The sequence below is a fragment of the Arthrobacter sp. EpRS71 genome, from assembly GCF_001512285.1.
GTDB lineage: Bacteria > Actinomycetota > Actinomycetes > Actinomycetales > Micrococcaceae > Arthrobacter.
In genome coordinates this window covers 550,937-564,646 of sequence record NZ_LNUV01000006.1, presented here as the reverse complement: position 1 = coordinate 564,646, position 13,710 = coordinate 550,937, and the positions used below count along the sequence as shown (strand labels likewise).

Genomic DNA, 13,710 nt, shown 5'->3' with positions numbered 1-13,710 from the left:
GGCTCCTAAGCTGTCTGGTTTGTTGTGATGGAGCCGGCCGCCGTTGCCCGGATTGAGTCCTTGAGGGACTCCGTGAGTTTGTTGATCACCTGAGAGGCCTCGAGGGCGTCTGCCTCGCTCCAATCCGCCAGGTAATCGCGCAGTCTCACGCTGCGTTGTTCTTCAAATTCGCGCAGTTTCGCGGAGCCTTTCTCCGTCAGTGCGAGGAGTTGGGCCCTGCCGTCCGCTGGGTCCGGCCGCCTGACCACGAAGCCGAGTTCCTCGAGTTCACTGATGTGCCGGCTGAGGACCGGAGCGCTGACACCGAGCCGCGTGGCCAGATGCGTTGCGCGGCTCTCTCCCTCGCCGATGAAGCGCATCACCCCTTGCACCGCCATTCCGACGTCGGGAACGCGGGACATGTGGGCGGTCACCACACAGCGCAATGTGCGCTGGAGATCGAAGATTTGATGCACAAGATCGGTTGCCGTGGCAGAACCAACGGACATGGAAGACACCCCTCTTTTTGTTTGCCTAAAGCAACTATAACTCAAAGTGATTGCTTTGGGAAACTAAAGAGTGGGTGTGCATGGGCGTTGCGGGGCCCGCTCTGCGCCCTATTTCCGAGGAATAGGGCGCAGAGCGGGCCTCACAACGCAGAAAGCCCCCGCACGGAGTACCCGTGCGGGGGCTGCTTGCTTGGCGCGCTTAGTCGTCCAGGTGCGTGGGCCCGAACATCTTCAGCAGCGTTTCAACCACGACGACGTTGGGTCCGTCGGCTTCGAAGGACGCCTTGAGCGCGTCCCCCACTTCTTCGGGGGCCACCCGGCGGGCCGGGACGCCGAAGGACTCGGCGAGCTTCACGAAGTCGGGGCGGGCGAGCTCGGTGGCCGTGGCCTGGCCGAAGGCACCCACCATGTACTCGCGCAGGATCCCGTAGCCGCCGTCGTCCACGATCAGCCAGGTGACCGGGACGTTATGCTGCTTGGCCGTGGCGAGCTCGGAGATGGAGTACATCGAAGAACCGTCACCGGACACAGCCAGCACACGGCCGGGTTTGCCCGTGGTCTCCAGGCCCACGGCCCCACCGATGGCTGCCGGGAAACCATAACCGAGGCCACCGGCGCCCTGGGCGGAGTGGAACTGGCCCTGCCGGGCGTCCCAGCAGCTCCAGCCCCAGTACGCGGAGATGGTCATGTCCCAGAACGTTTGCATGTCGGCCGGAACAGCCTCGCGGATGTCGGCCATGAACTTCAGTTCCTTGGCCAGGTCCTGGGATTCAAGCCGGGCCGTGACCTTGGCCAATGATTCCTTGACCACGTCTTCCGGGCTGGTGCCGTGCCAATCACGCCGTGTTGCGTCCGCTGCACCTGCTGCGGCGAGGGCTTCGTCCAACGCGGCAAGTGCCTGCCCGGCGTCGGCGCGGATGCCCAAACCCGGGCGGTTGGATTCCAGGACCCGGGGTTCGGCGTCGATCTGGATGATCCGGCCGCGGGGTTCGAACGTGAAGTAGTTCGAGGTCACTTCACCCAACGAGGAGCCAATCACGATCAGGACATCGGCGTCTTCCAGGACATCGGTCATGTACCGGTCCTCGATCCACGACTGCAACGAAAGTTCGTGGGTCCACGGGAACGCACCGTTGCCACCGGGAGTGCAGATCACCGGGGCGCGCAGCTGCTCAGCGATCGAGAGCAACGACTTCTCAGCCCGGCCACGACGCGTACCGCCGCCTGCGATGATCGCCGGACGTTCCGCCGTCGAAAGCCACTTCACCGCTTCGCGGATCAACTCCACGCGCGGCGGGTTGTCGAACGCCTCAGCCAGCGCATCCTCCACCGGGGGCACCATGATGGGATCCAGCAGGACGTTCTGCGGAATTTCGATCCAGACAGGGCCCTGCGGCGAGGAAATCGCCTCGGTCCAGGCGTCCTGGATGGCGGATGGGATACCGGAAGCGTGCTGGATCAGTCGCTGGCTCTTGGTGACGTTCGCGGCCGAGGCCTTCTGGTCATCGAGCTGGTGCAGCATGCCCTTGCGACGCGCACCCAGGCCATCGAGCGGGATCTGGCTGGCGACAACCACCATGGGAACGCCCGTGGCGTAAGCCTCCTGCAGACCGGCCAAGGACGTCAGCGCACCCGGCCCGGTGGACAGGAACAGCACACCCACCTCACCCGTGGCACGGGAGTAGCCGTCCGCGGCGAACGCCGAGTTGTTCTCCACGCGGGAAGACACGAAGTGCAGATTGCCGCGGCCCATGGCGTCGAACAGCCCGAGAGCGTGCTGGCCCGGGATGCCGAAAACAGTCTTCGCGCCCAGCGCTTCAAGGGTCTCGACGACGAGGTCCCCACCGTTGCGCTGGTTAGTCCCCTTCGTGGGAGCTGCTGTGCCAGGATCGAAGTCGATCATCGCTGGTCTCCGGTTGCTCCGGTTGCCTGTGCGAGCTCCGCGATGCGAGCGCCGAGCGCCTGCTGCGCGTAGCCGTTCGGGGCACCTTGGCGGTCGCCTTCGACGGCGTTGTCCGCCATGAGGGTCACGAGCTCGTAGGCTACGTGGCTGCCTGCGACGCCCGTGATCTCTGCGTGGTCGTAAGCCGGAGCAACCTCAACGATGTCCGCGCCAACAAGGTTCATGCCGCGGAAGCCACGGATGATTTCGAGGAGCTCGCGGCTGCTGATACCGCCGGCCTCGGGAGTGCCGGTGCCGGGTGCGTGCGCCGGATCCAGGACGTCAATGTCCACGGAGATGTACAGCGGACGGTTGCCAATGCGGTCCCGGATCTTGGCCACCGTCTCCAGGACGCCTTGGTAGTAGACGTCTGCGGAGGTGACGATTCCGAAGCCGAAGCGGTGGTCGTCGTCGAGGTCCTTCTTGCCGTACAGCGGGCCGCGGGTACCCACGTGGCTGATGGCCTCGGTGTCCAGGATGCCTTCTTCCACAGCGCGGCGGAAGGGGGTGCCGTGCGTGTACTCGGCACCGAAGTAGGTGTCCCAGGTATCCAGGTGGGCGTCGAAGTGGAGCATGGCAATGGGCTCGCCGGTTCGTTCGGCTGCTGCGCGGAGGAGGGGCAGGGCAATGGTGTGGTCGCCACCAAGGGTGACCAGCTTGCTGCCGTTGGCCGTGAGGTCCAAGGCGTTCTGCTGGATGGTCTCAATGGCTTCGTTGATGTTGAACGGGTTCACGGCCATGTCGCCGGCGTCGGCAACCTGGATGTTCTCGAACGGGCTAACGTCCCAGGCCGGGTTGTACGGGCGCAGCAAGCGGCTGGCCTCGCGCACATGATTGGCACCGAAGCGCGCGCCGGGACGGTAGGAAACACCCGAGTCGAAGGGGACGCCGACAACCGTGACGTCGGCCTTGGCAACCTGGTCCAGGCGGGGCAGGCGGGCGTAGGTGGCGGCACCGGCGTAGCGCGGGATGCGGGACGAATCGATGGGGCCGAGGTTCCCGTTGGCTTCAATACGGAGCTCTTCCAAAATATGCCACTCCTTGTAATCATGGGGCGATTGAGTCACTAGCTGTGACACCCATCATACACTCGAAGTTTCCTAATATGCATCACCTGTTTACAAATCAGATTACTGAAAGGGGCATGAGATGCCGGTCACAGCAGGCGTAAAGATTCCATAAAAACCGGGGTCCCGGCGTCGACGGCGGCCATACGCTCCTAACGGAAGCAGCACCGTGCTGCGCGAAAGGACAACGTGACCACCCTGACGAGGCCTCCGGCCGACCCGGCCGACCGGCCAAAGCACTCCTTCAACCTCAAGTCGTGGCTGCTCGAAGGAATGCCGGACACCTCAGGCAAGCGGCAGGGCCCCCACGGGAAACCGACAGACTCCCACAAACCGCAGGCCTGGTGGAAGGTCATGTGCCTCACCGGCCTGGACTACTTCTCCACCCTTGGTTATCAGCCGGCCATTGCCGCACTTGCTGCAGGTTTGTTGTCGCCCTTGGCCACGTTGCTCCTCGTGTTCGCTACCCTGGCCGGCGCGCTGCCCGTCTACCGGCGCGTTGCCAAAGAAAGCCCGCGCGGCGAAGGATCAATCGCCATGCTGGAACGCCTGCTGCCACGATGGGGCGGCAAGCTGTTCGTCCTTGCCCTCTTGGGGTTTGCAGCCACGGACTTCATGATCACCATCACGCTCTCAGCCGCCGATGCCACGGCCCACCTCATCGAGAACCCCTTCGCCCCGCACTTCCTCGAAGGCCAGCAAGTGGTCATCACCATCGCCTTGATCGCAGGACTCGGCATCGTCTTCCTGCGCGGATTCAAGGAAGCCATCAACGTGGCCGTAGTACTGGTGGCAGCGTTCCTCGCGCTGAACCTTGTGGTGATCGTGGTGTCCATGACCCATCTCTTCACCGAAGCCGGTGTCATTACCGATTGGTGGACCGCGCTCACCACCTCCCATGGCGATCCCATCATGATGATCGCCTTGGCACTCCTGGTCTTCCCCCGTTTGGCACTTGGACTCTCCGGATTCGAAACCGGCGTCGCCGTCATGCCCCAAATCAAGGGCCACCCCACAGACACCGATGCCAAACCCACAGGCCGGATCAAAGGTGCCCACAAGCTCCTCACCACCGCGGCCATCATCATGAGCTCGTTCCTCATCACGTCCAGCTTCACCACCGTCATGCTGATTCCCGCCGCCGAATTCCAGGACGGCGGCAAAGCCGAAGGCCGCGCACTCGCCTACCTCGCGCACAAATTCCTCGGCGACGGCTTCGGAACCATCTATGACGTCAGCACCATCGCCATCCTTTGGTTTGCCGGCGCCTCCGCCATGGCCGGTCTGCTGAACCTCGTCCCCCGCTACCTGCCCCGGTACGGCATGGCACCGGCATGGGCACGGGCACTCCGCCCCCTGGTCCTGGTCTTCACGGTCATCGCTTTCATTGTGACCATCATTTTCCAGGCCGACGTCAACGCCCAAGGCGGCGCCTATGCCACTGGCGTCCTGGTCCTCATTACCTCAGCCTCCATCGCGGTAACCCTGTCCGCACGGAGAAAGAAACAACGCGCACAGGTCATTGGCTTCGGCCTGATCTCCCTCGTCTTCATTTACACCACCGTGGTCAACTCGATCGAACGCCCCGACGGCCTCAAGATTGCCGCCCTCTTCATCCTGGCCATCATGGTGGTCAGTTTCATCTCCCGCATGCGGCGCGCTTTCGAACTCCGGGCCACTCACATCAAGATGGACGAGAAAGCCCTCGAATTCGCTGCAAACGCTTCCGATGGGCCCGTTCGCATCATCGCCCACGAGCCAAAACACCTCAGCGCCAGCCGATACCGGGAAAAGCTCCAACACGCCCAGCAGGCCAGCCATCTGCCCGTTGACTGCGACGCCGTCTTCATCGAGGTCATTGTGGACGACAGCTCGGACTTCGAGCAGGAACTCCAGGTTGTAGGCAAACTCAGGCATGGGTTCAAAATCCTGGAGGTGCACAGCAACAACGTGCCCAACACCGTGGCCGCAGTGCTCCTCCACATCCGGGACGTCACAGGGTTCATGCCCCACATCTACTTCCGGTGGACCGAGGGCAACCCGATCTCCAACCTCAGCAAGTTCCTGTTCTTCGGCGAGGGAGAGATCGCACCGGTAACCCGCGAAGTATTGAGGGAAGCCGAGCCGGACATCACGCGCCGACCATGGGTGCACGTGGGCTGAGCGCGGCTTCCGCCCGCCGAGACTGCAGTTAGTGCCAATGTTTCCCCGAAACATTGGCACTAACTGTCACCTCGCGGGGCGCCAGGAACTAGCGGCTGGCTGCCGGCACCAGCACCCACAACACCTCGACGGTTTCATCTGTGGGGTTGATCCAGGTGTGGGGTTCGCGGCCCGGGAAGGAGAGCGTGTCCCCTTCTTCGAGGTCGTACTCCTCGTTGGTCAGGATGAGCTTGATCCGGCCCTTGACCACATGGAGTACGTCCACGTCGCAGTCCACTGCGTAGAGCTCATTTTCCCCGCGGCCACGTGGCTCGATGGTTGCCTGCAGGATTTGTAAGCGACGCTCGGAGCGGGCGGTCAACAAGCGCTCCACAATGCCCTGGCCACCCAGGGAGATGCGGGGGCCGTCGTCGCGCTTGGTCAGGTGTGTCTCCGGCGCCGCGAACAAATCGCCCACGGACACAGACAGCACCTGGCACAGAGTCACCAAGGAAGCGACCGACGGCGATGTCAGGTCCCGCTCCACACGGCTAAGGAAGCCCTTGGTCAGTCCGGTGGCATCGGCCACTTGCTCAATGGTGAGGCGCTGCGCCTGCCGGGCTGCGCGGATTCTGGAACCGATGGCAACTGGCACATTGCTCGGTTCAACGGGTAGAGCCTTCATTCACGAACCTTTCAGGCCTGTCATGTGGCCCTGTCATTGGAGCAATAGTAGCCGGGAGACAGGCCAAGAGCGCCAGAATACGCGGAAGCATGACCAAAGGATCTTGACTGTTACTCCCATCACAACATATCCTCATAGGCAACAAGTGTTGTCTGTGAGGCACACAACACATCCCCAATCTCCAATCGTCAGCACAGAGACTTCGTCGCTTCGCAGGAGTATCGTCGAAAACCCCAACCTCTGTGCATCAGCTCCAAGGACCGTTCATGGAATCATCGGCTATAAACATCGCAATCGTGGTGGTGTACCTGCTCGCCATGCTGGCATTCGGCTGGTGGGGCAAGTCCCGCACCAAGAACAACAGCGACTTCCTGGTGGCCGGCCGCCGCCTGGGACCCTTCCTTTACACCGGCACCATGGCTGCAGTGGTTCTTGGTGGCGCATCCACCGTGGGCGGCGTCGGCCTCGGCTACAAGTTCGGCATCTCCGGCATGTGGCTTGTGGTGGCAATCGGCTCAGGCGTGCTGCTGCTCAGCCTCCTGTTTGCCGGGACCATCCAGAAGCTGAAGATCTACACGGTCTCCCAGATGCTGACCCTTCGCTACGGCAGCACGGCAACCCAGACCTCGGGCATCGTCATGTTGGCGTACACCCTCATGCTCTGTGCCACGTCCACCGGCGCTTACGCCACCATCTTCGTGGTCCTCTTCGGCTGGGAGCGGTGGCTCGCCATCGCTATCGGCGGTGCAATCGTGCTGGTCTACTCCACTATCGGCGGCATGTGGTCCATTACCCTGGCCGACCAGGTCCAGTTCGTCATCAAAACAGTGGGAATCTTCTTCCTGATGCTTCCCTTCGCCCTGAACGCTGCAGGTGGCCTCGATGGCATCCGCGCCCGCGTGGATGAGAGCTTCTTCGACATCGGCGGCATCGGCCTCCAGACGATCATCACCTACTTCGTCGTTTACACACTGGGACTCCTGATCGGCCAGGACATCTGGCAGCGCGTGTTCACCGCCAAGACCCCCACCGTCGCCCGGTGGGGTGGCGCCACTGCAGGGGTCTACTGCATTCTTTACGGCTTCGCAGGTGCCTTGATCGGCATGGCGGCCAGCGTTGCACTCTCCGGCGTCGAAATCGCTGCCAAGGACGACGTTTACGCTGAGGTCGCTACCCGGCTCCTGCCCATCGGCATCGGCGGCCTGGTGCTTGCTGCCGCCGTGGCCGCCATGATGTCCACGGCGTCCGGCGCGTTGATCGCTGCGGCAACCGTTGCCCGTGCCGACGTCATGCCCTTTGTTGCCAGCTGGTTTGGCAAGAAGATAGACACGTCGGACTCTGACAACCCTGAGCACGACGTCAGGGCAAACCGTTACTGGGTCCTCGGACTGGGGCTGGTGGCCATCATCATCGCCATCTCCACCAAGGACGTGGTGGCCGCGTTGACCATCGCTTACGACATCCTGGTGGGCGGCCTGCTGGTAGCCATCATCGGCGGTCTGGTGTGGAAGCGTGGAACGGGCATCGCAGCAGCCTGGTCCATGGCCGCGGGTTCAGTGGTGACCCTGGGGACCATGACCATCCTTGAGATCAATGCTGAGGTCCCTTTGGACGGCATCTACGCCAATGAGCCCATCTACTTCGGCCTGATCGCCTCGGCCTTGGTTTACGTGGTGGTTTCGCTCGCCAGCAAGCCCACCGATCCGGCAGTGATGAAGGCCTGGACGGACCGGGTTGCCGGCACGCGCGTGGCAGAGCAGGAGCTCACCACGCCTGCCCCGTAGGCAGGTACAAAGAAACAAGCAAAGTTCGACGGCGGCGCCACCCCTTTCCGGAGTGGCGCCGCCGTTGTTTTGTCCCCCGGAGAAACGCACACCAGGCCCCACAACAAACACACCCCATTTGCGAGGCCCACTCTGCGCCCCAAAACCCCACCCAACCACGCACACCAGGCCCCACAACAAACACCCCCCATTTGCGGGGCCCACTCTGCGCCCCAAAACCCCACCCAACCACGCACACCAGGCCCCACAACGGGTACCCCTGGCAATGGGGTAGGGTGGTCCCAGCTTCAAGAGATGTGGCGCCAAGCTCCGACTTGCCACGCACCAACCCCATGTTCACGGGTGGTTCGGATGAGGAAGCGGCCCGTCCCGGACCAGAGACAACCGAGCGGGCAAGAGCACTCCACCAAGGAGCAGTCCCTTGCCGTACCAAGGCGATACCACCCCGGCCACAGCCAGCACCACAGAGACAACAGGGACCCCCACGGTCGCGGTGATTCCCGCCGTCGACCTCTTCCTGGGCGCGGTGACCATCCTTGCCGGGAACGGTGCCACGGCCCGAACCGGGCGCTTCCGGCATCCCCACCCGCAATTGATCGCGCAGGCGTTGGCCCAGGCGGTCCGGCCAACGCGTTGGTGTGAAGTGTCAAGGACGCTGACGGTGACTGTCGCCGCGGCGGGCAGGCGCGACGGTGCGCAAAGGCAGTTCACACTCAGTCGCGAGGATCCGGCCTAGCTTTCTTCGTCGTCCGCACGGAACTCTTCGGTTTCGTCGATGGGGACCACACGTTCGTCGTCGTCGGGGGCGTCTACTTCCTCAACCCAGGGCTGGTCCACTTCCTGGTCCTCGGCGTAGTCGTAGGCGGGGTCGGACTCGATGGTGGTCCGTTCCTGGTAGTTGGCGTGTGATTCGGTGGTGTTCATGGTGCAACCTCCGTCTCGTGGGCCGGTTTTCACGGGCCGGCTCAGCCCGTTGACCCGACTGCAGGAATCCAGGAGTGGGAGGACCCCAATCCCCTGTCCTTCCATCTGAGCACCGGCCTAAGCAACGGTCAAGGAACACCGAAAATTACGGTGCACCGAACATTCCGGCTAAGGAATACCAGCCAAAAATCCCTGCGAATAAGCGGTAACGTTGAGCGTGCAATGGGGCCGCAACTACCCCACCCAGCACAGGAGACAAAGTGCAGATGCACCAGGAATCCCACAGTTCGTCGAGCCACACTCCGGACACCACCCCCGAATCAGCAGCCGCCGAAAACGCTGGCACCCAACCCCCGCCGCCGTCGAACGCGGACATCCGCCGCTGGCGCCAATACCTGGCTGACGAGCGTGCCGAGGCCGCCGTGTACCGCGAACTGGCCCAGCGGCGTGATGGTGAGGAACGCCAAATTCTGCTCGCCTTGGCCGAAGCGGAAGGCCGGCACGAGGCCCACTGGCTCAAGCTCCTTGGTGAGCACGCGGGAATGCCCAAAGCAGCTTCCAGCCGAAGCCAGTTCCTGGGATTCCTTGCCCGTAACTTCGGCTCCGTCTTTGTGCTTGCGTTGGCCCAGCGCGCCGAAGGCCGTTCGCCCTATGGCACAGAGCCTGCAGCAACTCCTGCCATGGTGGCCGATGAACAAATCCACGAAGAAGTAGTCCGGGGCCTGGCCACGCGTGGTCGCAACAGGCTCTCCGGGACTTTCCGCGCCGCCGTTTTTGGTGCCAACGACGGCCTGGTCAGCAACCTTTCGTTAGTGATGGGCATGGCAGCAACCGGCGTGCCCAGCCCCGTGGTCCTGATGAGTGGCGTGGCAGGTCTGTTGGCCGGTGCGCTGTCCATGGGTGCGGGCGAGTACGTTTCGGTCCGCTCCCAGCGGGAACTCCTCAATGCCACGTTGCCCACGCAGGCAACCTTGACGGCCGCGCCGTCGTTGGACATAGAACACAACGAGCTGGTGCTGGTGTACCTGGCCAGGGGCATGACCCACGAGGCTGCGGAGCACCGCGCTGCCGAGCGTATGGGATTGTTCAGCTGCGACTGCGATCCGAGCCTGTCCTTGCAGCCTGAAAGACCGCCCGCGGATGAGCACGAATCCGTTGGCTCGGCGTGGGGCGCTGCACTGTCCAGCTTCTGCTTCTTTGCCTCGGGCGCCATCGTGCCCATCCTCCCGTTCATCTTCGGCATGACCGGCATTGCAGCTTTGATGGTGGCCGGGGTTCTGGTGGGTCTGGCGCTCCTGGCCACCGGCGCCGTGGTCGGCCTGCTGTCCGGAACGTCACCGCTGAGCCGCGGGCTGCGGCAGCTGGCCATCGGCCTGGGAGCGGCCGCTGCCACCTACGGACTGGGCCTGGTGTTCGGAGCAACCATCATGTGAGTTTGGACGGCCCACAAGTTTGGACGGCTCGGGCCGCAGACCGTAATGTTGGTTCGTCCTCCGCGCTGCCCCGCGTGACCAGGGCATCAGGAATGGAGAACCGTGGACCCGGAGCGGGAAATAACGCGCGTGCCAAAACACCGGCGCAGTGGCACAGTGGTGCTGGTTCTCCGCGGCGTCCTCATAGCCGGTCTTGCCGCAGTCGTGGCTGTTCTGGTGAGTGGGTACCTGCAGGGCGATCCCCGCATCACCGCCCTGTTCCCGGGCCTGAGCGTTCCGGGTGCCCCGCAGAGCGGGCCCGGCGGTGCCGAAACCCCGCGCGTCCAGGACGCGCCGCCGCCAGGACTTGAAGAGGCGGATGCCCCGCTGGCCTCGCCGTCAGCGCCCGGCACCACCAACGATTCGTATAAGTTCCTGGCCACCAACGACGACGGCACACCGGTAGGTTATTCGCCGTGCCGTCCGCTGCATTACGTCGTCAACAATGCCACCGCACCTGATGGCTCCGATGCCTTGCTGGCCACCGCCTTGGCAAATATTTCAGCAGCGACCGGTATCCAGTTCATCAACGACGGCACCACGGACGAGCTGCCTGTTGACCGGCGCGAGCCGTATCAGCCGTCAAAGTACGGTGACCGGTGGGCTCCCCTGCTGATCTCGTGGACCACGCCCGTGGAAGCACCTGCGCTGGCCGAGAACGTCATTGGGACCGGTGGCAGCACCATGTACTCCCTGAACAACGGTCCCAAAAGTTACATCACCGGGAGCCTGGAGCTTGATACGCCGCAGGTAACGGAACTGCTTGCCAGTCCCGGCGGGGCCGATTACGTCCTGGCAGTCATGCAACACGAACTGGGGCACGTAATGGGTTTGGATCATGTGGATGATCCGATCCAACTGATGTACCCGGAAATCGGAGCTCCGGACGGACTCGCGGCGGGCGACTTGAATGGCCTGCATCTTCTTGCCTCTGCGCCCTGCCGCAAGGACATCTAGGCCCCTTTCGCTGGTGGAGCATCTCGGCCATGGACTCCCGGCGGAGCGGGACTTATGCTGGCCAGTACGGCCGACGGCGGCGCCCCACCTCCCGTCGCAGCCTTCACGTCAGGGGGTTCCATGGAACCTTACGGGTCGCCCACGTGGCCGGACCCCGATCCCCCTCGCCCTCAGTACCTTCCGCAGTTCCAGCGCCCTCCTGAGCCTCCCCCCGTCAGGCCGCCGATCAAGCACAGCAGCGTTGTGGCCATCATGTTCCTTGTCGGCGTTCTCGCGTTGGTGTGCGCGGGAGCCTACTTCAGCGGCGAACTCCGCCCGTTGCTGTATGGCCCGTCCTCTTCGCAAAGCCAAGCACCCAGGCCCGGGCTGGTTCCGTTCGGCCAGCGTCTGGACCCTGTCCCGGGGCTTGAGGAGGCGGACGCGCCGCTTGGGACGCCGGCACCTTTGAAACGCACCAGTTCCTCGTACAAATTCCTGGCCCTCAAGGAAGACGGAACCCCGCTGACCTACTCACCGTGCAGGCCCATCCATTACGTGGTGAACTCGGACCTCGCACCGGCCTCCTGGCAGCCTTTGGTGGAAGAGGCCGTGGAACAGGCCGGGGCAGCCACGGGGTTGAGGTTCATCTACGATGGCCCCAGTTCCGAAGTTCCTTCCCCCACCAGGCCCGGGTACCAGCCCGAAAGGTACGGGGACCGTTGGGCCCCTGTCCTCATTGCGTGGAGCACCCCTGAGCAGGTGCCACGCCTGACCGGGCAGACCGTGGGCCTTGGCGGTAGTTCCTCCGTTGGCCTCAGCAACGGCTACAAAGCCTATGTCACCGGGACGGTGTCCTTGGATGCTCCTCAGTTCGCTGAGATCGTGAACGCCCCCAGCGGGGAGGAAATCGGCATAGCTGTGATCATGCACGAGCTCGGGCACCTCCTGGGCCTGGACCACGTGGACGATCCGCGGCAGCTCATGTTCGATCAAGCTTCCTGGGTGCGCGGATACGCTGCCGGTGACCTCACCGGATTGGCCCAGCTGGGCACGGGTCCTTGCAGCAAGGACTTCTAGGGTCCTATCCCGCAACCACCTATCCCGCAACCACCTATTTGGCAACCACTGCGAGGGCATCCTCCACGGTGTCAACCAGGAAGATCTTCTCCGCCATCGGCTTCCCGGCCGCGAGGCTCTGCAGCATGGGCCAGGCAGGAAAAGTCCGTTCCCAGTGTTCGCCACCCACCAACACCATGGGCGTGATGGTCTCCGGGGCCCCGTAGTAGTTCTCGCAGGCATCCTGGAAGATCTCCTGCACTGTCCCTGCGGCACCCGGGAGGAACACGATCCCACCGGTACAAAGCTCCAACAGGATGGCTTCCCGCACGGCGTTGGCGAAGTACTTGGCGATGTGGGTGGCGAACAGGTTGGGTGGCTCGTGGCCGTAAAACCAGGTGGGAATACCGAGGGTCGGGGTACCGTCCGGATAACGTTCGACGACGGCGGCTGCTTGCCGCGCCCAGGCCGTCACCGAGGGCCTGAATCCCGGCACAGCGGCGAGCGCCTCAAGCGCGGCGGTAGCGTCGGCGTCGGGCAGTCCGCTCAAGTAGGCCCCAAGGTTGGCCGCTTCCATGGCGCCGGGACCCCCACCCGTGGCGACCGTAAAGCCGGCCCGGGCCAGCAACCGTCCCAGCAGCGCGGCGTCGGCGAACTCCTTGCTGCCCCGCTGCGCTGCGTGCCCGCCCATCACCCCCACCAATTTGGTTCCGGAGAGTTCGCCCTTCTCCAGCAACTCGTCGAGCGCGTCGCCGATTGCATGGTCGTGGAGGGCTGCAGCGAGTGTGGCGTCCAGGCTGCCCCGCTGCCCGGGCAGGATGCTCCATTGGTAGACGCGGGCGTCGAAGGTGGACTCGTATTCTGTGGAGGAAATGTCCGGGTACAGTTCCCCGGCGGTGTACACACCGCTTCGGTAGGGGTTGAACGGCACATTGTGAAGTTGGGGGAAAATGAGCGCTCCCCGCCGTCGGAGGCTTTCCTCCACCCCGGCATCGAAGGTGCAGCCCAGAAAGATCGCGCCTTCGGGGTCCAAGGCTTTGAGCTCCCGTGAGTGGCCTCGGAGGTCCAACGACTGCGCATGCCAACCGTGCATGGAGCCGGCACCAGCACTGATCAGACGGCGGAAATGGGTCACGCTTTCCACCTCGAGCGTTCGCGGACTTGGGTTCAAAGCTCCGGAGCGATTCATGGTTTCAGCGTAGTGGTGCGTCGGC

12 protein-coding genes and 1 riboswitch are annotated in these 13,710 nt (G+C 63.6%); of the genes, 6 read left to right on the top strand and 6 right to left on the bottom strand.

What is annotated here, in order from left to right; genetic code table 11:
• Window positions 1–5: 5 nt before the first annotated feature.
• The 3 genes from AR689_RS12820 to speB all read right to left on the bottom strand — a co-directional run bounded on the left by AR689_RS12820 (window position 6) and on the right by speB (window position 3,458).
• The gene (locus tag AR689_RS12820) at window positions 6–488 is read right to left on the bottom strand and encodes a MarR family winged helix-turn-helix transcriptional regulator (protein ID WP_062070696.1); all 483 of its coding nucleotides are present in this window, start codon (window positions 486–488) and stop codon (window positions 6–8) included.
• Between the two features lie 199 nt (window positions 489–687).
• Complete coding sequence (locus AR689_RS12815; RefSeq protein ID WP_062070694.1) at window positions 688–2,391, bottom strand: thiamine pyrophosphate-binding protein; 1,704 nt, start codon at window positions 2,389–2,391, stop codon at window positions 688–690.
• Complete coding sequence (gene speB / locus AR689_RS12810) at window positions 2,388–3,458, bottom strand: agmatinase (RefSeq protein ID WP_062070692.1); 1,071 nt, start codon at window positions 3,456–3,458, stop codon at window positions 2,388–2,390. The genes AR689_RS12815 and speB overlap by 4 nt, the downstream gene beginning before the upstream one ends.
• A gap of 228 nt (window positions 3,459–3,686) precedes the next feature.
• Here speB and AR689_RS12805 point away from each other — a divergent pair, with 228 nt between their 5' ends.
• Window positions 3,687–5,660: an APC family permease gene (locus AR689_RS12805; RefSeq protein ID WP_062070690.1), complete on the top strand. Its 1,974-nt coding sequence runs from the start codon at window positions 3,687–3,689 to the stop codon at window positions 5,658–5,660.
• Between the two features lie 88 nt (window positions 5,661–5,748).
• Here the strand turns inward: AR689_RS12805 and AR689_RS12800 are convergent, their stop codons facing one another.
• The gene (locus AR689_RS12800; protein WP_024819844.1) at window positions 5,749–6,324 is read right to left on the bottom strand and encodes a helix-turn-helix domain-containing protein; all 576 of its coding nucleotides are present in this window, start codon (window positions 6,322–6,324) and stop codon (window positions 5,749–5,751) included.
• Between the two features lie 266 nt (window positions 6,325–6,590).
• Here AR689_RS12800 and AR689_RS12795 point away from each other — a divergent pair, with 266 nt between their 5' ends.
• Both AR689_RS12795 and AR689_RS12790 read left to right on the top strand, forming a co-directional pair.
• Complete coding sequence (locus tag AR689_RS12795) at window positions 6,591–8,108, top strand: sodium:solute symporter family protein (protein WP_197412872.1); 1,518 nt, start codon at window positions 6,591–6,593, stop codon at window positions 8,106–8,108.
• Between the two features lie 285 nt (window positions 8,109–8,393).
• Window positions 8,394–8,513: riboswitch (SAM riboswitch) on the top strand.
• Window positions 8,514–8,529: 16 nt separating this feature from the next.
• Window positions 8,530–8,844, top strand: coding sequence for a hypothetical protein (locus AR689_RS12790; RefSeq protein WP_062070686.1), 315 nt, complete (start codon window positions 8,530–8,532; stop codon window positions 8,842–8,844).
• Here AR689_RS12790 and AR689_RS12785 read toward each other — a convergent pair.
• A complete protein-coding gene (locus AR689_RS12785; protein WP_062070684.1) occupies window positions 8,841–9,032 on the bottom strand; it encodes a hypothetical protein in 192 nt (63 codons plus the stop codon). The genes AR689_RS12790 and AR689_RS12785 overlap by 4 nt on opposite strands.
• A 266-nt stretch (window positions 9,033–9,298) precedes the next feature.
• Here AR689_RS12785 and AR689_RS12780 point away from each other — a divergent pair, with 266 nt between their 5' ends.
• From AR689_RS12780 to AR689_RS12770, 3 genes are all read left to right on the top strand, one after another.
• A complete protein-coding gene (locus tag AR689_RS12780; RefSeq protein ID WP_062070682.1) occupies window positions 9,299–10,465 on the top strand; it encodes a VIT1/CCC1 transporter family protein in 1,167 nt (388 codons plus the stop codon).
• Between the two features lie 102 nt (window positions 10,466–10,567).
• The gene (locus AR689_RS12775) at window positions 10,568–11,461 is read left to right on the top strand and encodes a matrixin family metalloprotease (protein ID WP_231745510.1); all 894 of its coding nucleotides are present in this window, start codon (window positions 10,568–10,570) and stop codon (window positions 11,459–11,461) included.
• Window positions 11,462–11,581: 120 nt separating this feature from the next.
• Window positions 11,582–12,517 carry a matrixin family metalloprotease gene (locus AR689_RS12770; RefSeq protein WP_231745509.1) on the top strand — a complete coding sequence of 312 codons (936 nt, stop codon included), beginning with the start codon at window positions 11,582–11,584 and terminating at the stop codon, window positions 12,515–12,517.
• Between the two features lie 34 nt (window positions 12,518–12,551).
• On the opposite strand, the gene AR689_RS12765 is transcribed toward AR689_RS12770, so the two are convergent.
• Window positions 12,552–13,685, bottom strand: coding sequence for an LOG family protein (locus AR689_RS12765; protein ID WP_062070678.1), 1,134 nt, complete (start codon window positions 13,683–13,685; stop codon window positions 12,552–12,554).
• Window positions 13,686–13,710 lie beyond the last annotated feature (25 nt).